Below are 22215 nucleotides of genomic sequence, written 5' to 3'. Positions count from 1 at the left end.
AAACAAAGGCTTTAGACGATGCACCACAGGTGACCTGACGCCTATCCCCTGTAATACAAGACAAGTTCGCCCCAAGAATCCATTGGCGCGGCAGGCAAGCTGGCGTATCCTTGGGGCAAGAACAACAAGACGGGCAGTCGGGGGACAGCATGACACTGCACCTCAACAAACCAAAGCCAATTGCCATGCAATCGGCACGCAAGACCGACCTGCGAAGCCAATTCGGGGCGCTGGTCTATCGCGTGCACAAGGACCGCACACAGGTTCTTATGATCACCAGCCGCCAGACCCGGCGCTGGATCATCCCCAAGGGCTGGCCGATGTCGGGCCTGACCCCGGCCGAAGCCGCCGCACAGGAAGCCTGGGAAGAGGCCGGCGTGAAGGGTGTGGCGCATTACGCGCCCATCGGGCTCTACACCTACTCCAAGGAAATCAAGACACGCGGCGGCAAGATGATGATGCCGGTGATGGTCACGGTCTACCCGCTCGAAGCCACCAAGGTCGCCGACAAGTTTCCCGAACGCGGCGAGCGCCGTCGCAAATGGATGCGCCCCAAGAAGGCGGCAGCAATGGTGCGCGAGCCGGAACTTGCCCAGATCCTGCGCAAATTCGACGCGCGCCACCTGCGATGATCCATTTGGCTTGATCGCCCCCCTGCCCGACATTATCTTTGTCAGACGGCCACGATACGGCCGGTCAACTTCGGGCAGCCATGATCCAGTACACGCTCAAATGCAGCAAGGACCACAAGTTCGACAGCTGGTTCCAGTCGGCAGAGGCTTTTGACAAGCTGAAAGCGGCCGGCATGGTGGCCTGTGCCGTTTGCGGTGATATGCAGGTGGAAAAGGCGATCATGGCCCCGCGTGTGCGCCCGGCCCGCAAGGCGGCGGCAAAGCCCGCACAGGAAGCCCGGCAAGAGGCCGCACCGGCCCCACTGAGCGGCCCCAAGACCGAAATGGAAACCGCGCTGGCCGAATTCCGCAAACAGGTCGAGGCCAATTCAGACTATGTCGGCGGCAATTTCGCCGAGGAAGCCCGCGCCATGCACCTAGGTGACGCGCCGGAACGCGCGATCTATGGCGAAGCCAAGCCGGACGAGGCCAAGGCGCTGATCGAAGATGGCATCCCGGTGGCCCCGCTGCCGTTCCGTCCGGGCCGCAAAAGCAACTAAACCCTACACCTGATTGCCGCTTCGTGGTTAAGCTGCGGGAGATCTCGTTTCGAGTCTCCGCAGGAAGGAACCGCACATGCATGTTGTCATCACAGGCGCGAACCGTGGCATCGGACAGGCTCTGGACAGCCGCTATCGCGCCGCCGGCCACGAGGTTACAGGCACCTCCCGCGCGGGCGGCGAATTCCTGACACTGGATGTCACCAACAAGGTCGATCACGCGGCGATGGCCCAGACACTCGACAGCCGTCCGGTTGATTTGTTGGTCTGCAACGCCGGGGTGTACTTCGACAAGCACGAGAGTCTGGCTGATGGCTATCCGCCCGAGATGTGGGCCGAGACCATGGCGGCCAATGTCACTGGGGTGTTCCTCACGGTGCAGAACCTCTTGCCGAACCTGCAGCTCTCGAAGGCCCCGAAGATCGCGATCATCTCGAGCCAGATGGCCTCGCAAGAACGCGCGCCGGGCGGCTCGTATATCTACCGCGCATCAAAGGCCGCGGCCCTTAACCTGGGGCGCAACCTTGCCACCGATCTGGCCCATATCGGCATCGCCGTGGGGATCTATCACCCCGGCTGGGTCAAGACCGACATGGGCACCGAGGCCGCAGACATCACGGTTGACGAAAGCGCCGACGGGTTGGTGCGGCGGTTCGATGAACTCGACCTAAAGACCACCGGCTGTTTCCGCACCTGGGACGGGCGCGATCACGCCTTTTGAGGCGATAACGGTAAATATCCAAAATATTGGCCGGTTTTCCGCGAAAGAAACCTACGTGGCCGCGACTTTTTGCGCAATCATTGCACCCACGGCCCCAACTGCGCTTGCCACCCTGACGGCATCCGCGTAAACCGCCCGTCAATCAAAGACCAAGGGAAGATCAATGCCCGTTCTCGTGATGAAATTCGGCGGCACCTCCGTCGCCAACCTGGACCGCATCAAACGCGCCGCCAAGCGCATCGGTGTCGAGGTGGCTAAGGGCTATGACGTCATCGTCATCGTCTCGGCCATGTCCGGCAAGACCAACGAACTGGTCGGCTGGGTCAATGAAACCTCGCCGCTGTTCGACGCCCGCGAATATGACGCCGTCGTCTCTTCGGGGGAAAACGTGACCGCCGGCCTGATGGCGCTGACCCTGCAGGAAATGAACGTGCCCGCACGCAGCTGGCAGGGCTGGCAGGTGCCGGTCATGACCACCTCGGCGCACAGTCAGGCACGGATCGAAGACATCCCGCCGGCCAACATCATGGCCAAGTTCGACGAAGGCATGAAAGTGGCCGTGGTCGCCGGCTTTCAGGGCATCAGCCCGGAAGGCCGCATCACCACGCTAGGCCGTGGTGGTTCGGACACCACCGCCGTGGCCTTTGCCGCCGCCTTTGGTGCAGAACGCTGTGACATCTACACCGACGTGGACGGGGTCTATACAACCGATCCGCGTATCTGTGAAAAGGCCCGCAAACTTGACAAGATCGCCTTTGAAGAGATGCTGGAACTGGCCTCTCTCGGTGCCAAGGTCCTGCAGACCCGCTCGGTCGAACTGGCCATGCGCTACAAGGTCAAGCTGCGCGTCCTGAGCTCATTTGAAGAACAATCCGACGAAGCAGGCACCCTGGTCTGCGATGAGGAGGAAATCATGGAATCCAACGTCGTCTCCGGTGTCGCCTACTCGCGCGACGAAGCCAAAATGACCCTGGTCTCGGTTGCCGACCGTCCGGGCATCGCCTCGATCATCTTCGGCAAGCTGTCGGATGCCGGCGTGAACGTCGACATGATCGTTCAGAACATCTCGGATGAAGGCCGCACCGACATGACCTTCTCGCTGCCGACCGACCAGGTGGGCCGCGCCGAAAAGGCCATGAACGAGATCAAGGGCCAGGAACTGAACTACGAAGAGCTCGTGACCGACCTCGACGTATGCAAGGTTTCGGTTGTAGGCATCGGTATGCGCTCTCAATCAGGGGTTGCAGCCAAGATGTTCAAGGTGCTGTCGGACGAAGGCATCAACATTAAGGTCATTACGACATCGGAAATCAAAATTTCCGTGCTTGTAGACCGGAAATACATGGAACTTGCCGTCCAAGCCCTGCATGATGCTTTCGAACTAGAGAAAGCTGCCTGAGGCATGACGCGATTTGCGTGTGCCTGCCGGTGGTGGGCACACGAAAGAGCGGACACCCATGTCTGAAAGAACCGAAACCGAAAGCCGCAAGCTGCTTGGCCGCTTGCGAGAAGTTCTGGCCGAGAGCAGCGCTGGCCAGGCCCGCTTAGATCGGATCACCCACCTCATCGCATCCTCCATGGGCACCGAAGTGTGCTCGATCTACCTGTTCCGCGATGAGGAAACGCTCGAACTCTGCGCCACCGAAGGTTTGAACCCGGAATCGGTCCACCAGACCCGCCTGCGCATTGGCGAAGGCCTTGTCGGTCGCGTCGCCAAGACCTCGCGCATCGTCAACACCGCTGACGCCCCTTCGGCCAAGGGCTTCCGCTACATGCCGGAAACCGGGGAAGAGATTTTCTCGTCCTTCTGCGGTGTCCCGATCCAACGGCTTGGCGAAAACCTCGGCGTTCTGGTCGTGCAGTCGAAAGAAGCCCGCGATTTCTCGCTGGACGAAACCTATGCCCTCGAAGTGGTGGCCATGGTTCTGGCCGAGATGACCGAGCTTGGCGCCTTTCTTGGCGACAATGCCGCGATGCAGGCCCGCCACCACCAGTCTGTGATGTTCCGCGGTGGCAGCGCGCAGGAAGGCGCCGCCGAAGGCCATGTCTGGCTGCACGAACCGCGCGTCGTGGTCACCAACCCGATTGCCGAAGACCCCGAGGTCGAATTGCAACGCCTGCACGAGGCCGTGGACCAACTGCGCGTCGGCGTCGACAAGATGCTGGATGGTGCCGCCGGGGGCGACAAGGAACAGCTCCAGGTGCTCGAGGCCTACCGGATGTTTGCCAACTCCAAGGGCTGGATGCGGCGCATGGAACACGACATCGCCGGCGGGCTTTCCGCCGAGGCCGCGGTCGAGAAGGAACAGACCACCGCTCGCACCCGCATGGAGCAGGTGACCGACGCCTACCTGCGCGAACGGTTGCATGATCTTGATGACCTCTCCAACCGCCTGCTGCGCATCCTGACCGGACAGGGCAGCGAGACCGGTGCCGAACTGCCCACCGATCCGATCCTGATCGCCCGCAACATCGGACCGGCGGAACTGCTGGAATATGGCCGGGGCCTAAAGGGCATCGTGCTGGAAGAAGGCTCGGTCGGCAGCCACGCCGCGATTGTTGCCCGCGCGCTGGCGATCCCGCTGGTGATCCACGCCGACCGCATCACCACCGAAGCCCTGAACGGCGACCACATTATGGTGGATGGCGATCATGGCACGGTTCACCTGCGTCCCGACGAAACCGTGGTCACCGCCTTCCGCGACAAGATCGCGATGCAGGCCCAGGCCCAGCAGCGCTATGCCTCGATCCGCGACAAGACCGCGACGACGCTGGACGGTGTGACCATCGGGCTGCACATGAACGCGGGCCTCATGGCCGATCTGCCCAGCCTCGACAATTCGGGCGCCGAAGGGGTTGGCCTGTTCCGCACCGAGCTCCAGTTCCTGATCCGCAATCAGATGCCGAAACGCACGGAACTGGCGCAGCTCTACAGCCGCGTCATGGACGCCGCTCACGGAAAACGCGTGGTGTTCCGCACCCTCGACATCGGCTCGGACAAGGTGCTGCCCTACATGGCCCCGCAGGAAGAGCCGAACCCGGCGCTTGGCTGGCGCGCGATCCGCGTCGGCCTCGACAAACCGGGCGTGATGCGGATGCAGTTGCAAGCCCTGCTGCGGGCCGCCAACGGACGCCCGCTTTCGGTGATGTTCCCCTTCATCGCCCAGTACGAAGAATACACCAAAGCGCTGGAAGAAATGGAAAAAGCCAAGGAACGCGAACGCGTTCTCGGCCATCCGCTGCCGGAAACCCTTGAGGTCGGCGCCATGCTGGAAACGCCCTCGCTTGGCTTTGCGCCGCAGAAATTCTTCGAAGAAGTGGGCTTCCTGTCGATCGGGGGCAACGATCTCAAACAGTTCTTCTTTGCCGCCGACCGCGAGAACGAACGGGTAAGGCGTCGCTATGATACGCTGAACGTCAGCTTCCTGACCTTCCTCGAAGGCATCGTGAACCGCTGCAACAGCACCTCGACCAAAACCCCGCTCAGCTTCTGCGGCGAGGATGCCGGCCGCCCCATCGAAGCACTCTGCCTTGCCGCCATGGGCCTGCGTACCCTGTCGATGCGCCCGGCCTCGATTGGTCCGGTGAAATCTCTTCTGCGCCGGTCGAACCTCTCGGAAGTGCGCCAGGTGATCGTCGAAGCCCGCGAGCGCGGTGACCAGTCGGTCCGTCCGGCCGTGATGGATTACCTGCGCGGCCAGAGCTGATTTTCCGCCTCCGGCGGGAGTATTTACGGTGCATTGAAGCCGGGAGGTGCCTACCCGGCCTTACCGCTTGGCTATCGGATTTATCCGGACAGGGCTTCAACGCACGCGCCCATCGGCTCTCCAGCCTGTGACGCGCCCCAAGGGTAGCCACGCACAGTAAAGAGAGCCTTAATCTTCAATGCACTAGAAATACTCCCGCCGGAGGCATCCGACAGGGCGTTCAGGCGACGCGGTCCGAGGTAAGTTGCGGTGCCATCCGCGCGCGCAGGGCCGTCACCAGCGCGTCATGATCTTCACCGCTGTCGATCGCAAGTTTGCGCAATCCGAAATGCACCTGTGAAATGTCGCGGTAGTAGCTGACATAAGCCCAGTTCACCGCCGCGCCCGCAGCAGCGCCAAACAGCGGCACTGCCTGCGCGGCGAGTTTCTGGCCCAGCACCGCCGCCAGCTTCGGGGTGATCTTGACGATCAATGTCTGCATCGCGCCGCTGGTCAGGGCAAGGCGGGCGCTGACAAAGGACATGTCGGCCCCGTCATCGCGCGCCAGAGGGCCTGCCGCGCCGAACACCTGCACACAGTCGAACTGCACGTTTTCGGAGGCGGGATCAAAGCCAAGCTGCGCCGCTTCGCGCTGGATCACCCGCAAGAGAAGCGTGATCGTCACCGGGATCTCGGCCAGGGCGGTGGGGGTGCCACCAACCCCACCTGCCGCGCCCAGCACGCCGGCCATTGCGCCGTTCAGCCAGCCCCTGTCATCGCCAATCAGCCCACGGGAGGAATGGGCAAGCTTCATGGCGCGCATCAGGGCCCGCTCGGTCGTGCCGGCCAGCTGGTCCTTGACCGAGCGCGGCAGGCTGTCGAACATCCCTTCTCCCGCGCCGCCCAGCGCATTCAGCACGTCCAGTCCTATGATGCTTGCGCCACGGTAAGTCTTGGCAAGGCGGTCGAGTTCAGCGTCCACCTCGGAGGGGTGAACGACGCGGCTTGGGGGCATGTCCAACGGTCGGGTCATACATTAGAGATTGGGAGTGCTGCGCGCGAGATCAAGAGCCCGCGACGGAAACCACATCCCCCCGCACCCCGTCCCAGGCGCCTTCGGTCAGCTCATAGCCCAGAACGCGCTCCGGGTTGGTGGGCGGCGGCATGACCACGCCATCGAGTTTGTTGAAGCCGAACCGCGTGTAATAGGGCGCATCCCCCACCAACAGAACCCGCTGCCATCCAAGCGGCCTGGCCAGTTCGAGGCTCTCGCGGATCAGGAAACCACCAAGCCCCTCGCCCTGCCGCGTCGGGTGGACGGCGACCGGCCCGAGCAGCAACACATCGTGGCCGTCGATGCGCACCGGCCAATAGCGGATCGCCCCGCCAAGGATGCCGTCATCGTCGCGCGCAACCAGCGAAAGCCCCGCAACCGGCGGCACGCCATCGCGCAGGCGGTAGGACGACAGCGCCTCGCGACCCGGTGCAAAGCACAGGTCGTAGAGGGCCTCCACCTCCCACCAGTCCGCCTCTTTTTCCACTGTCAGCCGAAGCACTTGCCCTGCCCCACGTCTTTTTCGTGGAAACCGCCCTAGCACGAGGTTAGGCATGGTTCAAACCCAACAGGAGCGTTTTCAATGTTCTATCGTCCCGAAGAGGGCCACGGCCTGCCGCACAACCCATTCAACGCGCTGATCGCGCCGCGCCCGATTGCCTGGGTCTCGACCCGCGATAGCGATGGTGTGGCCAACCTTGCGCCCTATTCCTTCTTCAACGGCACCGCCTATGTGCCGCCGCAGATCATGTTTGCCAGCACCGGGGCCAAGCCGGATCAGGACAACACCAAGGACACGCTCGCCAATATCCGCGCCACTGGCGTGTTCTGTATCAACATCGTCGAAGAGGCGATGAAGGATGCGATGAACGTCTCGACCACGGGCTTTGACAAGGATGTTGACGAGTTCGAGCGTGCGGGGCTGACAGCGGCGCCATGCGACACCATCGAGTGTCCGCGTCTGGACCGCGCTCCGGCAAGCCTTGAATGCAAGGTCACGCAGATCTTGCAGCTGCCCGGCGCGGCAAACTATGTGGTGCATGGCGAGGTGATCGGCATTCACCTGCGCGACAACTGCATCGTTGATGGCCGCTTTGATGTCTCGACCTTCCGCCCGCTGGCGCGTCTTGGCTATCGCGACTATTCGGTGGTCGACAATGTCTTTGAACTGAAACGTCCCGACGACTGACCTTTGCCCTGAAATGTGATAGTCTCCGGCCATATTCACAGGTCGGAGACCTCAGATGATTACCATACGATTTGGCGGAAATGTTTACGGCTGGCCCACGGGCGCCCTTTTTCATTTTTCTTTCCTAGAACGGAACCCCGACCTGCAAAGCGGCACGGCCACGCAGGCGATTTTCACGGATGATACGCGCACTTACACGGTGACGGGCACGGGGTTCACCTATGGTGACGTGGACGGCAAGCAAGGGCTGACGGGCGGCACGATCACCGATATCGCGGCCGAGGGGAACGGGTTTTTCCTGGTGGGAATCGCCATGTCGATCGCGGTCGCCGAGTTCCGCGCGGCGGTGGTGGCCGAACAGGGCGGCACGGTGGATGCGCTGGAAGCCCTCTTCATGGCGCAGCCCATGACCTATAACGGCAGCGTCTTTCAGGACCGCTTTCTTGGCAACGAAACCTCGTTCGACAACGTGCCCTTGGTGTTTGACAACGACGACATCGTCTATCTGAACGGCTGGCACGATCACTTCAACCTTGGCGCGGGCGATGACTATGGCGAAGGCGGTGGCGGGCGCGACACGCTCTTGGGCAAGGACGGTGACGATACCCTCGACGGCGATGAACAACCCGACCTGTTGCGGGGTGGGCGCGGTATGGATTCGCTGATCGGTGGTCAGGGGCGTGACACGCTGCGCGGCGGCGGAGGCGATGACATCCTTGAGGGCGGCAGCGAACAGGATCGTCTGCGCGGCGGGCACGGCGATGACACGCTGACCGGCGGAGAGGGCAACGATGTGTTCATCTTCGGCAAGAACGGCGGGTTCGCCCTGCCCGGCACCAGCCACGGCAATGACGTGATCACGGATTTCACCATCGGCGAAGACCGTGTTCGCATCCTGAGCGAGACGCTGACCGCCAGCATGCGGCAGGACGGGGATGATGTGCTGCTGACCTGGGAGCGCGGCACGGTGCGGATCGAGAATGTGCTGCTCGAAAATCTCGACACTGACGACTTCATGGTTGTGCCGATCCTGTAACGGCCCGAGCGGCCAAGCCTCTGAGACACTTTGCAAACTCGTGCCTCCCGCGGCGCGCTGGTAGACTCCCTTTAGCCAAACAAGGGAACACTGCCATGCGTAAAACGGCCCTCCTGTTGTCCGCCATTCTCTTTGCCGCCGGGGCACAGGCCGAGGAAGGCGAACCCATTGCCACCGTCATCGAAGACCGCTGTTCACACTGTCACGGTGACGACGGTCAGGCCTCGAGTCGGTTCTATCCCCGCCTCGCCGCACAAAACCGGGTCTACTTGGCAAAACAGCTGCGGAACTTCCGGGACGGCAGCCGCGCCAGCGACGTGATGAACGATATGGCCGTAGACCTGAGCGACGCGCAGATCGAAGCCCTCGCCGCGTTTTTCAGCACACAGCCGGTCAAGGCGCACAGGGTGCGGACCTCAAAGAAATCCCTCGAAGCAGTCGGCGCCTATATCTACCACGAAGGCAACGAATATACGCAGATCCCTCCGTGCAGTGACTGTCACGGAGAAACCGCGGCGGGAGACGAGGTTTTGCCCCGCCTCGCGGGTCAGCACCGGCACTATATGGTCGAGCAGTTGCAGGCCTTCGGCGAACGCACGCGCACCAACGACAATGCCATCATGCACTCGATCGCCAGCAAGCTGACCGAACTCGAGATCAACGCGGTTTCGCTCTATGTCAGCGGATTGAAAGACTGATCGCACAACCGGACACGAAAAAGCCCCGCCACTTTCGGCGGGGCTCTTTTGTCTTTCTGGCTTGGCTCAGTGACCGCCAAGGATGCCCGTGCGCACCGTGTAGTCGACCGCGATTTCATATTCGGGGTCGTCCTCGCTATCGACCATGAGGTGGCCGGCGCGGGTCAGCAGCTGGTGACAGTCGCGGCTCAGGTGGCGGAGCACAACCTGCTTGCCAGCGGCCTCATACTTGGCCGCCACGGCCTCGATCGCCTGCAACGCCGACTGGTCGGCAACGCGGCTGTCCTTGAAGTCGACAATCACGTGCTCGGGGTCATGGGCCACGTCGAACAGTTCGATGAACCCGTCGGACGAGCCAAAGAACAGCGGCCCCTGGATTTCATAGACCTTGGCACCCGGATCGCTTTCGCTGTCACGGGTGACGGCGTGAATGCGGCGGGCATTCTGCCATGCGTAGGCGAGCGCCGAAACGATCACACCGACAACCACGGCCACGGCAAGGTCTTCCATCACGGTGACCACGGTCACCAGCACGATGACAAAGGCATCGATCAGCGGCACGCGGCGCATGATCTTGAACGAGTTCCACGCAAAGGTGCCGATCACCACCATGAACATCACACCCACGAGTGCAGCCAGCGGGATCTGTTCGATCAGCGGCGAGGCGACAACGATGAACAGCAGCAGGAACAGCGCGGCGGTGATGCCTGCGATACGGGTCCGGCCGCCGGATTTCACGTTGATCATCGACTGGCCGATCATGGCACAGCCGCCCATGCCACCGAAGAAACCGGTCAGGATGTTCGAAGCACCCTGCGCGATACATTCCTGGCTGGCACCACCACGCTTGCCGGTCATTTCGCCCACAAGGTTCAGGGTCAGCAGGCTTTCGATCAGGCCAATGGCCGCGAGGATCACAGCATAGGGCAGGATGATCTGCAGCGTTTCAAAGTTGAACGGGGCCAGCATGGCCGGCGGATAGATGCCCTCGCCCTCGCCAAAGGGGATGTGGAAGCTGGGCAGGCTGCCCTTGATCGAGGCCATGTCGCCAACGGTGGGGACATCAATGCCAAAACCGATCACCACCAGCGCGGTGACACCGATCCCGGCCAGCGGCGCGGGGATCACCTTGGTGACCTTGGGCAGGCCCCAGATCACCAGCATGGTCAGACCCACAAGGCCAAGCATGGCGTAAAGCTGCGTGCCTTGCAGATAGCCGCCAGCGGCGCTGTCGGGGTCCTGGAACTGGGTCAGCTGCGCAAGGAAGATCACGATCGCCAGACCGTTCACAAAGCCCAGCATCACCGGGTGTGGCACAAGGCGGATGAACTTGCCCCAGTGCAGGGCCCCCGCGATCACCTGAAGGATGCCCATCAGGATCACCGTGGCAAAGAGGTATTCCACCCCGTGTTCGGCCACGAGGGCCACCATGACCACCGCCAGCGCGCCAGTCGCACCCGAAATCATGCCCGGACGGCCGCCAAAGACGGCAGTGACAAGGCCGACAAGGAAGGCTGCATAGAGGCCGACCAGCGGGTGCACCCCGGCGACAAAGGCAAAGGCCACGGCCTCGGGAACAAGGGCAAGTGCCACGGTCAGGCCCGAAAGCACCTCGGTCTTGATGCGGCCCGCAGTGAACCCTTCGTCCTGCATGATCGAAAGGTTGGGCGGGGAAATGTTGTTGGCCAGCATGGCCAGCGCCGCGCGTTTCATGTTTCACCTGTTTTTGGGAAAGCGTTCGTTGCAGGCTCCCTAGCGAAAATACCCCTTTCGCACAAGGCCTGAGCCGCATGGCCGCCATGCAAGCGGCGGGCGGGGCCAAAGATTTGGGCAGCTTTTGCTTCACGTGGTCATCGCGGCAAGTTGAGTGGACGCTTGCGCCGCGATGCGAAAGATTGGCCCCATACCCGAACACGAGGCCCCCGATGCGCTGGCTCCTGCCCCTTCTTCTTGCCGCTTCCCCTGCCCTTGCACAGGATTTGCAGGGCAATGACACCGCCGGAAACTGGCGGGTGACGCATCATGCAATCCACGACATCTGGAACGTGTTGTGTGATGAACGCGAGGAACAGGGCGCGCTCGTTCAGCGGTGTTACATCCGCTATGTCGATGTCTTCTCCCCCCGCCCGAAATTCGGCGGAATGTTCCTGTTCGTGACCCCGGAACCCAAGGTCGACTTTGGGCTTGAACCGGGCACCCTGTTCCTTCCGGGCGACTTCCGGATCGAAAACGGCGGCACCGTGACCTGGCAGACCAACCGCCCCGGCTGTCTGACCGGCCTGTCCTGTACGTTTGAGGCCGAAGATGCCGAGATCCTCTTGCAGCGGATGCAGGACGGCGGCGAGATGCGCTTTACCTTTCGCGACCGGCACGGGCAGGCCCAGGATCTGAGCTGGCCGCTTGTCGGATTCCCTGCCGCTCTGGCGGACTATCGGGCGGAACTGGGCAAACGCGGGCTTCTGGATGGGTGAAATCGCCACCTCCGTAATACCGACGTAATACCGACGCGATACAGACGGGCATTTTTCCGGCTTTTCCCCGTCGCCAGATTGCAAATCGGCAGGTGACAGGCCAAGACTAGGCGCAACAGATTATCCAACAGGAGCACCCCATGACCGAGACCATGATCGCCGTGATCGGCGGCTCAGGCATCTATGACATCGACGGGCTGGAAGACGCCAAGTGGACCGCCATCGACACCCCCTGGGGCGCGCCCTCCGACGAGGTGCTGACCGGCGTTCTGGACGGTGTGAAAATGGCCTTTCTGCCACGCCACGGGCGCGGCCACGTGCACACCCCGACCTCGGTTCCCTACCGCGCCAATATCGCCGCCCTGAAACAGATCGGCGTGACCGACGTGATCTCGATCTCGGCTGTGGGATCGTTCCGCGAACATATGGCGCCGGGCGATTTTGTTGTTGTGGATCAATTCATTGACCGCACCTTCGCGCGCGAGAAATCCTTCTTTGGCCCCGGCCTCGTGGCGCATGTCAGCGTGGCTCACCCCACCTGTCCGCGCCTGTCGGATGCCTGCGAAACCGCGGCCCGCGACGCCGGTATCACCGTGCATCGGGGCGGCACCTATCTTGCCATGGAAGGGCCGCAGTTCTCGTCGCTGGCCGAGTCGAAGATGTACCGCGAAAGCTGGGGCTGTGACGTGATCGGCATGACCAACATGCCCGAAGCCAAACTCGCCCGCGAAGCCGAGCTGTGCTATGCCTCGGTGGCGATGGTGACCGACTATGACAGCTGGCACCCTGAACACGGCGAAGTGGACGTGGCCGAGATCATCAAGACGCTGATGGGCAATGCCGACAAGGGCCGCAACCTCGTCCGCCGCCTCCCCACCCTCCTCGGCCAGGACCGCGCCCCCTGCGAACACGGCTGCGACCGCGCGCTGGAGTTTGCGATCCTGACCGCTCCGGATGCGCGTGATCCCGCGATGGTCGAGAAACTCTCTGCGATTGCGGGGCGGGTTCTGGGCTGAATTTTACAGAAATCGTAAGGTTCCAAATGAAAACGGCCCGTGCGAACCACGGGCCGTTTTTTCTTGTTTCAGGAGCTCAGTCCGAGCCATTCTCTTTCATGAAGCCCCTGATAAAGCGCCGAATTTCCCTTGCGGCGCTGGTATCCAAATCCTTGCAGAGTTCGACAAAGGCATCACGTTCCGCCTTGTCCAAACGCAGCACCAGCTGGCTGTCCTTCTTTCCGGCCTTCTTGCCGTCTTTCTTGCCCATGCGTGAACCAACTGTCCCATCGGTATTGAATTGTTAGTGAATCGAATGTATATACATAACATATACAAACGATACACTAATTTAGACGAGGCAGTTCAGAAAGGAAATGGAGAAATGAACCTCATTGCCGCGAAAACAATGCTCGTGCGCGATCGCATGGATTGGCACAAACCGCATCTCAACTGGATGTCAAACACGGTTTATCGCTTCCTGCGCCGCCGCAGCCAGTAATCCTGCGCCGATCCGCCCCTTGCGTCGCGGGGCGAAAGTCTTCAAAGGAATACCGTCATTTCCATGAGGGGTTCCGGACATGCGCAAGAGCAACGACGTAAAAGACTATATCCGCACCATCGTGGATTTCCCGCACGAAGGGATCATGTTCCGCGATGTGACCACCCTGTTCGCCGATCCGCGCGGGTTCCGGATGGCGATCGACCAGATGCTGCACCCCTTTGCTGGCGAACGTATCGACAAGGTGATCGGTCTCGAGGCGCGTGGCTTTATCCTTGGCGGCGCGATTGCCCACCAGCTTTCGGTTGGCTTTGTGCCGATCCGCAAGAAGGGCAAACTGCCCGGCACCACTATTTCGCAGGAATACACGCTGGAATATGGCGAGGCGATCGTGGAAATCCACGACGATGCGATCCAGCCGGGCGAGAAGATCCTTGTTGTCGATGACCTGCTGGCCACTGGCGGCACCGCCGAGGCGGGCATCAAGCTGATCGAACGCCTTGGTGGCGAGATCATCGCCTGTTCCTTCATCATCGACCTGCCGGAACTGGGGGGGCGCAAAAAGCTCGAGGACATGGGCATGAATGTCTCGGTCCTCTGCGAGTTCGAAGGCCTGTAAAGGAAATCGCAAGATTTGCATGTCACCAAGACGGGGCCGTCAGGGAGGCGGCACTGCTTGCATGATCAAATGATCACCGCCTCGCGCCTTTTTCCGGCGCGGGGCGTTTTTCTTTGCTCGGCAGGAACCCGAACGTTTGTAACGGTCTAGTCGCGCAGCACGGCACCGGGGTTCATGATGCCGTTGGGATCAAGCGCCGCCTTGATCGCGCGCATCGCCATCACCTTGGTGGGATCGCCATAACGCGCCAGATCGCCGGTCTTGAGGCGCCCGACCCCGTGTTCGGCGCTGAACGAGCCGCCGTATTCCTGAACCATGTCATGCACGAGATATTTGATCTCTTCGCGCTTGTTCAGAAACTCGCTGCGGCGCCGTCCCCGTGGCGGGAAGACGTTGTAATGCAGGTTGCCATCGCCGAGGTGCCCGAAACAGTTGATCCGGAATTTTCCAAGGCTGGCAAGGCGTTCGCCCGCGCGGGGAATGAATTCGGGGATCACCGACAGGGGCAGCGCGATGTCGTGGCTGCTGATCGAGCCAATCCGCTTGTTGGCGACCGGAATGTGCTCACGCACCGACCAGAAGGCGGCCCGCTGTGTATCGCTCTGGGCAATGAGGCCGTCGGACAGAAGCCCCTCCTCCATGCCCGCGGCAAACAGCGTCTCGAGTGCGGCGTCCGCTCCCTTGGCCATGCCCAGATCCACCAGCACCATCCACTCCGGCGGTCTCGGGAACGGCAGGCGGATGTCCGGCAGGGTTTCGGCAATGAAGTCGAGCCCCTGACGGTGGATGAGTTCAAAGGCGCTGATCGCTTCACCTGCGTAATCGCGGGCCAGGGCCAGCAGCTTCAGGGCGGCCTCTGGGTCTTTCACCACCATGAGCGCGGTGCCCACCGACGCGGGCCGTGGTGCGAGCTTGAGAGCGGCGGCAGTGATCACGCCCAGCGTGCCTTCGGACCCGACCAGCAGGCCACGCAGGTCATAGCCCGTGTTGTCCTTTCTGAGACGCGACAGGCCGTGCCAGATTTCACCGGTGGGCAGCACCGCCTCAAGCCCTAGACAGAGATCGCGGGTGTTGCCATAGCGCAGGACATTCACGCCGCCCGCGTTTGTCGCGAGGTTGCCGCCAATACGGCAGGAGCCCTCGGCCGCGAGGGACAGGGGGAACAGGCGATCGGCTCCCTCGGCGGCGGCCTGAACATCCGACAGGATCGCGCCGGCCTCGGCGACGATGACGTTTTCCAGCGGGTGCACCGCGCGAATGCGATTCATGCGTTCCAGCGACAGGATCAGCGGCGTCGGGCCGTTTTCCATGACCTGTCCGCCCACCAGACCGGTGCCACCGCCAAACGGCACGACCGGCACCTGCGCGGCGTTGCAGGCGCGCAGGATGGTGGCCACCTCTAGCGTGGTTCGCGGCAGGGCCAGCGTCTCCTTGCCGGAGCCGAAAAAACGGCCTCGGGGCTCTTCGATGTGGTGCGGCTGCGGGGCGCGCAACGTGCCGTCCGGCAGCTGGGCGCGAAGATGGGCAAGAAGCGGTTCGGAAACGGATTTCAACGTCATGCAAACACCTCTAGCACGCCTGAGTTTCTCGTCTAGGGGTCGCGTAAAAAGTGTGGAGCCAGAACATGGATCGTTGGTTGTCTCGGGAGGGTTTTGAGCGAGATTTCAAGCGCGGACTGGCCGTTGTTCTCGATAGTGTAGACATCGGACATACCCGCGAGAAAGGCATCCAGCGTCCAGCCCTCGAACCAGTGCATCGGGATCACCACCCGCGCCTCGACCCGCCGCAGAACGCGCATCATGGTCGGCAGGTCCAGCGTCATGCCACCGTCAACGGCGGCCATCACCACGTCCATCCGCCCTATGGCGGCATATTGCGCATCGCTGGGTTCGTGATGCAGGTGACCGAGATGGGCGATGCAAAGCCCCCCGACCTCGAAGACGAAGATCGAATTGCCGTTCTCCTCGACCCCGCCAAAGCGCCGGATATCGGTGGGCACGTTGCGCACAAGCATGGTGCCAAGGTCGAGATGGTGATCCGCCGCATCGCCCAGATCATCCCAGCCCCGCAGCACATGGGGGATCGCCGGATCGGGGTGTTCGGTCCAGTGGGTGCCGTGGGCATGGTTCATGGTCACCACGTCCGGCAGAAAGCGTGTGTTGCCGATGAAGCCGGTAAAGTCGGTCACGGCAGAGGTGCCGTCATGGGCCTGAATGAGAAAGGACGCATGGGCGATATAGCTGATCCGCACGGAATTGCGGGGCAGCGGATCGCGAAACGACGCCTTGTGCAGGTATTCAAGCCCCGGTGCCTGTGCCAGGGCGATACAATGGCTTGCGCGCCGGGTTTCGGAGAACGCAGGCGTGGCCAGGGTCAGAAGAACAAGAAGCAGGCGAAGCATGGCGATCTCCCTCGTGTTTCAGGGAGAACTATAGCGACAGATCAGGTTTTCAACAAAACCGGATGGATCAGGCCTGACCGACGAGGGTCCGCCCGCGCCGATCATTGCGCAACGCTGCATAGAGAACGTGGGTACGCCAGCGGCCGTTGATCTGGAGATAGCTTTGCGCCACGCCCTCGTACTTGAAGCCGGATTTCTCCAGAACCCCGCGCGAGGCCACGTTTTCCGGCAGGCAGGCGGCCTCGATCCGGCTGAGGTTCAGATGGGTAAAGGCATGGTGCGAGACGGCCTCGATGGCCTCGCGCATGAACCCCTGGCGAACGAACTGTTCGCCGACCCAATACCCGAGCGTCCCCGATTGCGAAGGCCCGCGGCGGATGTTGTCGAGGGTGATAGCGCCGAGCAGCACCTCATCGGACCTGCGGGTCAGGAACAGGGGCATGGCGGTGCCATTGGCGACCGACCGCTGCGCCCAGTAGACGCGGTTGGTAAAGCTCTTGCGGCTAAGGTGATCGCTTGCCCAGGCGGGCTCCCAAGGGATCAGGAAATCCGCACTTTCACGGCGCAGGGCTGTCCATTCCCGAAAATCCGAATGCTGCGGCAGACGCAGGGTCAGCCGCTCGGTTTCGATTCGAACCTTGCGCCGTCCAAGAAGCATCAGGCCGCGCGCCGCTCTTGCAGGCGTTCCAGCGTGGGCGCATCCGAGACCGGTCCGTAAAGCGCCAGCGCCGGACGGGCCGCAACCGCCATATGTTCGGCAAAGCGGCGCACGTCTTCGTCGGTGACCGCATCGATACGCTCAACCGTTTCGGAAAGATCGGGAATGCGATCCCAGATCGCCAGCATCCGCGCCAGACGCTCTGCGCGGCTCGACGGGCTTTCCAGCCCCATCAGAAGGCCAGCCTTCATCTGGGTGCGGGCGCGGGCGATTTCGGCGGCATTCATGCCTTCGGCAGCGCGTTTCAGCTCGTCGATGGTGATCTGGGCGAGATCGGCGACTTGCGCGCCCGAGGTGCCCGCATAGATCGTCGTCATGCCGGTATCGCAATAGGCGCCGGTTTGGGCGTAGATCGTGTAGCAGAGACCGCGCTTTTCGCGGACTTCCTGAAACAGGCGCGAAGACATGCCGCCGCCAAGTGCGGTGGAATAGATCTGCGCAGTATAGATTTCCGGATCACAGTAGTTCGGGCTTTCGAGGCCCAGTGCGAAATGCGCCTGTTCGAGCGATTTCTCGGTGCGATACTCGCCGCCAAAGAACCTGGCCGGTTCCAGCACCAGTGCAGAGCCACCCGGCAGATGGCCAAACAGCTCTTCTGCGAATTTCACGATGGCGTCGTGGTCGACATTGCCTGCCGCCGACAGGATCATCCGCTCGGGGCGGTAGTGTTCGGTTACAAACTGCGCGAGATCTTCGCGGCCAAAGGCGCGGACCCGTTCCTCGGCCCCGAGGATGGTGCGGCCAATCGGCTGGTCGGGATAGGCGCGTTCCTGAAGCCAGTCAAAGATAACATCGTCCGGCGTATCAAGGGCCTGCCCGATTTCCTGAAGGATCACGCCGCGCTCGACCTCGATCTCGTTCTGATCGAAGACCGGGTTCAGCACGATGTCGCCAATCACATCCAGCGCAAGCGGCACGTCGTCCTTGAGGACGCGCGCGTAATAGGCGGTCACTTCGCGGCTGGTATAGGCATTGATATAGCCGCCCACGTCCTCAATGGCCTCGGCAATGTCCAGCGCGCTGCGCTTTTCCGTGCCCTTGAAGGCCATGTGTTCGAGAAAGTGGGCAATTCCGTTCTGGGCGCGACGTTCGTGACGCCCCCCGGCATTGACCCAGATGCCAATGGCCGCCGATTCCAGACCGGGCATATGCTCGGTCACGATACGGAAGCCATTGGAAAGGGTGTGTAGTCTCGTCGTCAACGCGAAGCGATCCGATCCTTGATGAGCGCCTTGAGATGCTCAAGGTCATTGGGCACCTTGGTGACGCGCTCGGGTTTGTCCATCATGTCCTGCATATGCGGCGGAAGGCCGGGACGCTGGCCAATGGCCCCCTCAACGGCATCCGGGAACTTGGCCGGATGGGCCGTGGCAAGGGTGATCATCGGGGCGTCCGACAGGTGTTCGTTGGCGACCTTTACCCCACAAGCGGAGTGAGGGCAAAGGACTTCTCCGGTGTGCGCGAAACCCCACTTGATGGTGTCGACGGTTTCCTCTTCCGAGGTGCGACCCGAGTCGAAATGGTCGCGCAGCGCCTGCATGGCGCCCTGCGAGATCTTGAAGGAGCCGTCCTTCAGTTCTTCCATCAGCTGGGACACGGCCCCGCCGTCGCGGCCATAGGCATCAAACAGTGCGCGCTCGAAGTTGGACGAGACCTGAATGTCCATCGACGGCGAAATCGACGGGGTCACGCCATCCTTGGTGTAGGCGCTGGTTTCCATCGTGCGGTGCAGGATGTCGTTCTGGTTGGTGGCGATGACCAAACGGTCAATCGGCAGGCCCATCTTCTTGGCGATATAGCCGGCGAAGATGTCGCCAAAGTTGCCGGTGGGCACAGTGAAAGACACCTTGCGATCCGGTGCGCCAACCGAAACGGCGGTGGTGAAGTAATATACCACCTGCGCCAGAACACGCGCCCAGTTGATCGAGTTGACGCCGGCCAGTTTCACACCGTCGCGGAACTCGAAATCGTTGAACATGTCTTTCAGCTTGGCCTGGCAATCGTCGAAATCACCTTCCAGCGCCAGCGCGTGCACGTTGGCATCTGCCGGGGTGGTCATCTGCTTGCGCTGGATGTCCGAGACGCGGCCATCGGGGAACAGGATGAAGACATCCACGTTGTCGAGCCCGCGGAACGCCTCGATCGCGGCCGAACCGGTATCGCCCGAGGTGGCACCAACGATGGTGACGCGCTCGTTGCGGCGGGCCAGCGAGAACTGGAACAGCTGCCCGATCAGCTGCATGGCGAAGTCCTTGAAGGCCAGCGTGGGGCCGTGGAACAGTTCCATCAGGAAATGGTTCGATCCCAGCTGCACCAGCGGCGCACGCGCATCATGGCGGAAGTTCGCATAGGCGCGCTCGATGATGCCCTTGAACTCATCATCGGTGAAGGCGTCGCCGATGAAGGGTTTCATGACACGGAAGGCCGCCTCTTCGTAGGGCAGACCGGCAAGGGCGGCGATCTCGTCCTTGGTCATGGTCGGGATGGTTTCGGGCACATACAGCCCCCCATCCCGCGCGAGACCGGTCAGCATGGCCTCTTCGAAAGTCAGTTCGGGGGCGTTGCCGCGGGTTGAGATGTATTTCACTGTCTCAGGCCTTTTTGGTTTTGCGCTGTCGGCGCAGGTAATAGAGGGTCATTGCCACCCAGACAATCGCTAGTCCGTACCATGTGACAATATATTGGAGATGGTCGTTCGGAATCCCGGAACTGTCCACGGGCAAGGGCGTCACAGATGTGTCGTTTTTCGACGTTTCCTTGAGGATTACCAACGTCGGTTCGGTTCCCAGCACGGTGGACATGTAGTCAACGTCCCGTGCGAACCAGATGTTGCCATCCAGATCGTTCTCCGGGGTAAAGCTGTCGATCTCGTCGGGCCAGTGCAGGTTGCCGATCAGGGTCGCCTGTCCCATGTCGCGCGGGGCGGTCTTGTTCTCGGTAGCAACGAAGCCGCGGTCGACCATGATGACGCGGCCATCCTCGGCCTCGAACGAGCCGATGATGCGATAGCCGGGACCGACCTTCTTGACCGACACCAGAACATGCACCTCGTCGCCAAGATACTGGCCGGTCACTGTCACCGGCAGGAAGCGGTCTTTTTCTGGGTCGGGTGTTTCGGGAATGGCCACGGGCGCGTCGGAAATGCGGGCGTCGATGGCGGCGAGATAGGCTTCTTTCTCGGCCAAACGGCGCACCTGCCAGTTGCCCAGCGACACGAGGATCGCGGTGCCGACGATACCGAACACGAGAGGCAGGATCAGACGCGACAAGTGAGGCCCTTTCGAAACGAAAATCGCGGAAGGCGATGTGCCCTCCGCGATCAGGTTTATGCGTTTTTTCTCGCGATCTTCAACCGCAAAGGCGCGTGGCGCTTAGCCGCCCCAGATGTAGACAGCGGCGAAGAGGAAGAGCCACACAACGTCAACGAAGTGCCAGTACCATGCGGCGGCTTCGAAACCGATGTGGTTCTCGCGCGAGAAGTGACCACGTTGCAGGCGGATCAGGCAGACCAGCAGGAAGATGGTGCCGACGATCACGTGGAAGCCGTGGAAACCGGTCGCCATGAAGAAGTTGGCGCCATAGATGTTGCCCGAGAAGCCAAAGGCTGCGTGGCTGTATTCGTAGGCCTGGAAGATGGTGAAGATGATGCCGAGACCGATGGCGATCACGAGACCCCATTTCATGTCTTCACGGTTGTCTTCGTGGGCCAGGGCGTGGTGCGCCCAGGTGGCGGCCATACCCGAGCAGAGCAGGATCAGGGTGTTGATCAGCGGCAGGTGCCAGGGATCAAAGGTTTCGATGCCTGCGGGCGGCCAGACGCCGTCAATCGCGGGCGAACCTTCGGTCATCGGGTACATGGCGTGCTTGAAGAAGCTCCAGAACCATGCGGCGAAGAACATGATCTCCGACATGATGAACAGGATAAAGCCATAGCGCAGGCCGATCTGAACAACCGGAGTGTGGTCAACACCGTTGTTGCCTTCGGCAACCACGTCTGCCCACCAGCCGAACATGACATAGAGCACCAGGGCCAGTCCGACGAAGAACATCCAGGGGGTGTTGTTTTGAATCTGGGGCGAAATCCAGAGGACTGCGCCGAACAGCATGATGAACGCACCGAGCGAGCCCAGTAGGGGCCACAAGGACGGCGGCAGAATGTGGTAGTCGTGGTTCTTAGCGTGCGCCATTATATTTTATCCCTCGTTGGAAGGCTGCTTTAGTTCACTTCGGTTTCGGTTTCCTGCGCAAGAGACGCGGTCTCTTCGGGCAGGTCGATTTCATGGAACGTGTAGGAGAGCGTGATGCTGTGTACGTACTTGGCATCGCGATCCGTCACGATTTCGGGGTCTACGTAGAAAGAGACAGGCATCGAAACCCGTTCGCCGGGTTGCAAAACCTGCTCTTCAAAGCAGAAACAGTCGATCTTGGTAAAGAAGCCGCCCGCCTCGTAGGGGGCAACGTTATAGCTGGCCGAGCCGGCAACGGGGCGGTCGGTCGGGTTGTAGGCCTCGTAAAAGGCCAGACCGGTTTCCCCGATGCGGATTTCCATCTGGCGTTCGACGGGTTTGAACTCCCACGGGAAGTCGCGCTCTTTCGAGGCGTCGAAACGCACCTTGATGGTCTTGTCGAGAATTTCGTCAGACCCGACTTCGGCCACGCCCGTGGCACCGCCAAATCCGGTGACACGGCAGAACCAGTCGTAGAACGGCACCGACGCCCAGGCCAGCGCACCCATGGTGACAACCACGCCCAGCGTTTGTGTCAGGGTTTTGAGTTTAGGGTCCATCGCCATCAGTTCTGAATCCTTGCCTGCTCGGGTTCGTAATCGCCTCGGGTGACCTTTACGACGGTCAGGCCAAAGACGATTGCGATAAAGCCCACAAGTGTCAGGGCCAGACCGACGTTGCGGCCAAAGCGGCGATGGTGGATTTCGTGTTCTACCTTGAAGCTCATC

The 22215-nt window shown here is 61.5% G+C and carries 24 protein-coding genes; 11 read left to right on the top strand and 13 right to left on the bottom strand.

Annotation, left to right across the window (positions count from 1 at the left end):
• Window positions 1-149: 149 nt before the first annotated feature.
• The 5 genes from NNA36_RS05835 (at window position 150) to ptsP (ending at window position 5599) form a co-directional block, all read left to right on the top strand.
• On the top strand, window positions 150-632 hold the full coding sequence (locus NNA36_RS05835) for an NUDIX hydrolase (protein ID WP_255105130.1): 483 nt from the start codon (window positions 150-152) through the stop codon (window positions 630-632).
• Window positions 633-712: 80 nt separating this feature from the next.
• Entirely contained in the window at window positions 713-1171 is a 459-nt protein-coding gene (locus NNA36_RS05830; RefSeq protein ID WP_255105127.1) for a DUF1178 family protein, read from the top strand.
• 76 nt (window positions 1172-1247) lie between these two features.
• The gene (locus tag NNA36_RS05825; RefSeq protein WP_255105125.1) at window positions 1248-1892 is read left to right on the top strand and encodes an SDR family NAD(P)-dependent oxidoreductase; all 645 of its coding nucleotides are present in this window, start codon (window positions 1248-1250) and stop codon (window positions 1890-1892) included.
• Between the two features lie 163 nt (window positions 1893-2055).
• Window positions 2056-3291 carry an aspartate kinase gene (locus tag NNA36_RS05820; RefSeq protein ID WP_255105122.1) on the top strand — a complete coding sequence of 412 codons (1236 nt, stop codon included), beginning with the start codon at window positions 2056-2058 and terminating at the stop codon, window positions 3289-3291.
• 58 nt (window positions 3292-3349) lie between these two features.
• Complete coding sequence (ptsP, locus tag NNA36_RS05815; RefSeq protein WP_255105120.1) at window positions 3350-5599, top strand: phosphoenolpyruvate--protein phosphotransferase; 2250 nt, start codon at window positions 3350-3352, stop codon at window positions 5597-5599.
• Between the two features lie 220 nt (window positions 5600-5819).
• On the opposite strand, the gene NNA36_RS05810 is transcribed toward ptsP, so the two are convergent.
• Window positions 5820-6611, bottom strand: a complete 792-nt coding sequence (locus NNA36_RS05810; protein WP_255105117.1) for an EcsC family protein — start codon at window positions 6609-6611, stop codon at window positions 5820-5822.
• A 31-nt stretch (window positions 6612-6642) separates the two neighbouring features.
• Window positions 6643-7134, bottom strand: coding sequence for a GNAT family N-acetyltransferase (locus NNA36_RS05805; RefSeq protein WP_255105115.1), 492 nt, complete (start codon window positions 7132-7134; stop codon window positions 6643-6645).
• Between the two features lie 81 nt (window positions 7135-7215).
• Here NNA36_RS05805 and NNA36_RS05800 point away from each other — a divergent pair, with 81 nt between their 5' ends.
• The 3 genes from NNA36_RS05800 (at window position 7216) to NNA36_RS05790 (ending at window position 9555) form a co-directional block, all read left to right on the top strand.
• Window positions 7216-7821 carry a flavin reductase family protein gene (locus tag NNA36_RS05800; RefSeq protein WP_255105113.1) on the top strand — a complete coding sequence of 202 codons (606 nt, stop codon included), beginning with the start codon at window positions 7216-7218 and terminating at the stop codon, window positions 7819-7821.
• A 55-nt stretch (window positions 7822-7876) separates the two neighbouring features.
• Window positions 7877-8857 carry a calcium-binding protein gene (locus tag NNA36_RS05795; RefSeq protein WP_255105111.1) on the top strand — a complete coding sequence of 327 codons (981 nt, stop codon included), beginning with the start codon at window positions 7877-7879 and terminating at the stop codon, window positions 8855-8857.
• A gap of 95 nt (window positions 8858-8952) precedes the next feature.
• Complete coding sequence (locus tag NNA36_RS05790; protein WP_255105108.1) at window positions 8953-9555, top strand: cytochrome c; 603 nt, start codon at window positions 8953-8955, stop codon at window positions 9553-9555.
• 66 nt (window positions 9556-9621) lie between these two features.
• Here NNA36_RS05790 and NNA36_RS05785 read toward each other — a convergent pair whose 3' ends face one another.
• The gene (locus NNA36_RS05785; protein ID WP_255105105.1) at window positions 9622-11268 is read right to left on the bottom strand and encodes a SulP family inorganic anion transporter; all 1647 of its coding nucleotides are present in this window, start codon (window positions 11266-11268) and stop codon (window positions 9622-9624) included.
• A 212-nt stretch (window positions 11269-11480) separates the two neighbouring features.
• On the opposite strand from NNA36_RS05785, the gene NNA36_RS05780 reads away from it, so the two are divergent.
• Window positions 11481-12026, top strand: a complete 546-nt coding sequence (locus NNA36_RS05780) for a hypothetical protein (RefSeq protein ID WP_255105102.1) — start codon at window positions 11481-11483, stop codon at window positions 12024-12026.
• Between the two features lie 140 nt (window positions 12027-12166).
• A complete protein-coding gene (locus tag NNA36_RS05775; RefSeq protein WP_255105100.1) occupies window positions 12167-13042 on the top strand; it encodes an S-methyl-5'-thioadenosine phosphorylase in 876 nt (291 codons plus the stop codon).
• A 76-nt stretch (window positions 13043-13118) separates the two neighbouring features.
• On the opposite strand, the gene NNA36_RS05770 is transcribed toward NNA36_RS05775, so the two are convergent.
• Window positions 13119-13292, bottom strand: coding sequence for a hypothetical protein (locus NNA36_RS05770; protein ID WP_255105098.1), 174 nt, complete (start codon window positions 13290-13292; stop codon window positions 13119-13121).
• A 310-nt stretch (window positions 13293-13602) separates the two neighbouring features.
• On the opposite strand from NNA36_RS05770, the gene NNA36_RS05765 reads away from it, so the two are divergent.
• Window positions 13603-14142: an adenine phosphoribosyltransferase gene (locus NNA36_RS05765; protein ID WP_255105096.1), complete on the top strand. Its 540-nt coding sequence runs from the start codon at window positions 13603-13605 to the stop codon at window positions 14140-14142.
• A gap of 146 nt (window positions 14143-14288) precedes the next feature.
• Here the strand turns inward: NNA36_RS05765 and NNA36_RS05760 are convergent, their stop codons facing one another.
• The 9 genes from NNA36_RS05760 to NNA36_RS05720 all read right to left on the bottom strand — a co-directional run bounded on the left by NNA36_RS05760 (window position 14289) and on the right by NNA36_RS05720 (window position 22214).
• Window positions 14289-15701 carry an FAD-binding oxidoreductase gene (locus NNA36_RS05760; protein ID WP_255105094.1) on the bottom strand — a complete coding sequence of 471 codons (1413 nt, stop codon included), beginning with the start codon at window positions 15699-15701 and terminating at the stop codon, window positions 14289-14291.
• Window positions 15702-15733: 32 nt separating this feature from the next.
• Window positions 15734-16543: an MBL fold metallo-hydrolase gene (locus NNA36_RS05755; RefSeq protein ID WP_255105092.1), complete on the bottom strand. Its 810-nt coding sequence runs from the start codon at window positions 16541-16543 to the stop codon at window positions 15734-15736.
• Window positions 16544-16610: 67 nt separating this feature from the next.
• Window positions 16611-17201, bottom strand: coding sequence for a GNAT family N-acetyltransferase (locus NNA36_RS05750; protein WP_255105090.1), 591 nt, complete (start codon window positions 17199-17201; stop codon window positions 16611-16613).
• On the bottom strand, window positions 17201-18463 hold the full coding sequence (locus NNA36_RS05745; RefSeq protein WP_255105088.1) for a pitrilysin family protein: 1263 nt from the start codon (window positions 18461-18463) through the stop codon (window positions 17201-17203). Before NNA36_RS05745 ends, NNA36_RS05750 begins: the two co-directional genes overlap by 1 nt.
• Complete coding sequence (thrC, locus tag NNA36_RS05740) at window positions 18460-19848, bottom strand: threonine synthase (RefSeq protein WP_255105086.1); 1389 nt, start codon at window positions 19846-19848, stop codon at window positions 18460-18462. The genes NNA36_RS05745 and thrC overlap by 4 nt, the downstream gene beginning before the upstream one ends.
• 4 nt (window positions 19849-19852) lie before the next feature.
• A complete protein-coding gene (locus NNA36_RS05735) occupies window positions 19853-20530 on the bottom strand; it encodes an SURF1 family protein (protein ID WP_255105083.1) in 678 nt (225 codons plus the stop codon).
• 102 nt (window positions 20531-20632) lie between these two features.
• Window positions 20633-21448 carry a cytochrome c oxidase subunit 3 gene (locus tag NNA36_RS05730; protein ID WP_255105081.1) on the bottom strand — a complete coding sequence of 272 codons (816 nt, stop codon included), beginning with the start codon at window positions 21446-21448 and terminating at the stop codon, window positions 20633-20635.
• Window positions 21449-21477: 29 nt separating this feature from the next.
• The gene (locus NNA36_RS05725; RefSeq protein ID WP_255105079.1) at window positions 21478-22053 is read right to left on the bottom strand and encodes a cytochrome c oxidase assembly protein; all 576 of its coding nucleotides are present in this window, start codon (window positions 22051-22053) and stop codon (window positions 21478-21480) included.
• Window positions 22053-22214, bottom strand: coding sequence for a hypothetical protein (locus tag NNA36_RS05720; RefSeq protein ID WP_255105076.1), 162 nt, complete (start codon window positions 22212-22214; stop codon window positions 22053-22055). The genes NNA36_RS05725 and NNA36_RS05720 overlap by 1 nt, the downstream gene beginning before the upstream one ends.
• Between the last annotated feature and the right edge of the window lies 1 nt (window position 22215).

The organism is Shimia sp. CNT1-13L.2 (assembly GCF_024331145.1).
Lineage (GTDB): Bacteria > Pseudomonadota > Alphaproteobacteria > Rhodobacterales > Rhodobacteraceae > Shimia.
The sequence above is the reverse complement of the archived record's forward strand: the minus strand, read 5'-3'. Positions and strand labels throughout refer to the sequence as shown.

Excerpts from the sequence above, each read along its gene's own strand:
- NNA36_RS05835 (WP_255105130.1), top strand. The coding sequence starts at position 150 with ATGACACTGCACCTCAACAAACCAAAGCCAATTGCCATGCAATCGGCA.
- NNA36_RS05830 (WP_255105127.1), top strand. The coding sequence starts at position 713 with ATGATCCAGTACACGCTCAAATGCAGCAAGGACCACAAGTTCGACAGC.
- NNA36_RS05825 (WP_255105125.1), top strand. The coding sequence starts at position 1,248 with ATGCATGTTGTCATCACAGGCGCGAACCGTGGCATCGGACAGGCTCTG.
- NNA36_RS05820 (WP_255105122.1), top strand. The coding sequence starts at position 2,056 with ATGCCCGTTCTCGTGATGAAATTCGGCGGCACCTCCGTCGCCAACCTG.
- ptsP (WP_255105120.1), top strand. The coding sequence starts at position 3,350 with ATGTCTGAAAGAACCGAAACCGAAAGCCGCAAGCTGCTTGGCCGCTTG.
- NNA36_RS05810 (WP_255105117.1), bottom strand. The coding sequence starts at position 6,611 with ATGACCCGACCGTTGGACATGCCCCCAAGCCGCGTCGTTCACCCCTCC.
- NNA36_RS05800 (WP_255105113.1), top strand. The coding sequence starts at position 7,216 with ATGTTCTATCGTCCCGAAGAGGGCCACGGCCTGCCGCACAACCCATTC.
- NNA36_RS05795 (WP_255105111.1), top strand. The coding sequence starts at position 7,877 with ATGATTACCATACGATTTGGCGGAAATGTTTACGGCTGGCCCACGGGC.
- NNA36_RS05790 (WP_255105108.1), top strand. The coding sequence starts at position 8,953 with ATGCGTAAAACGGCCCTCCTGTTGTCCGCCATTCTCTTTGCCGCCGGG.
- NNA36_RS05785 (WP_255105105.1), bottom strand. The coding sequence starts at position 11,268 with ATGAAACGCGCGGCGCTGGCCATGCTGGCCAACAACATTTCCCCGCCC.
- NNA36_RS05780 (WP_255105102.1), top strand. The coding sequence starts at position 11,481 with ATGCGCTGGCTCCTGCCCCTTCTTCTTGCCGCTTCCCCTGCCCTTGCA.
- NNA36_RS05775 (WP_255105100.1), top strand. The coding sequence starts at position 12,167 with ATGACCGAGACCATGATCGCCGTGATCGGCGGCTCAGGCATCTATGAC.
- NNA36_RS05770 (WP_255105098.1), bottom strand. The coding sequence starts at position 13,292 with ATGGGCAAGAAAGACGGCAAGAAGGCCGGAAAGAAGGACAGCCAGCTG.
- NNA36_RS05765 (WP_255105096.1), top strand. The coding sequence starts at position 13,603 with ATGCGCAAGAGCAACGACGTAAAAGACTATATCCGCACCATCGTGGAT.
- NNA36_RS05760 (WP_255105094.1), bottom strand. The coding sequence starts at position 15,701 with ATGACGTTGAAATCCGTTTCCGAACCGCTTCTTGCCCATCTTCGCGCC.
- NNA36_RS05755 (WP_255105092.1), bottom strand. The coding sequence starts at position 16,543 with ATGCTTCGCCTGCTTCTTGTTCTTCTGACCCTGGCCACGCCTGCGTTC.
- NNA36_RS05750 (WP_255105090.1), bottom strand. The coding sequence starts at position 17,201 with ATGCTTCTTGGACGGCGCAAGGTTCGAATCGAAACCGAGCGGCTGACC.
- NNA36_RS05730 (WP_255105081.1), bottom strand. The coding sequence starts at position 21,448 with ATGGCGCACGCTAAGAACCACGACTACCACATTCTGCCGCCGTCCTTG.
- NNA36_RS05725 (WP_255105079.1), bottom strand. The coding sequence starts at position 22,053 with ATGGCGATGGACCCTAAACTCAAAACCCTGACACAAACGCTGGGCGTG.
- NNA36_RS05720 (WP_255105076.1), bottom strand. The coding sequence starts at position 22,214 with ATGAGCTTCAAGGTAGAACACGAAATCCACCATCGCCGCTTTGGCCGC.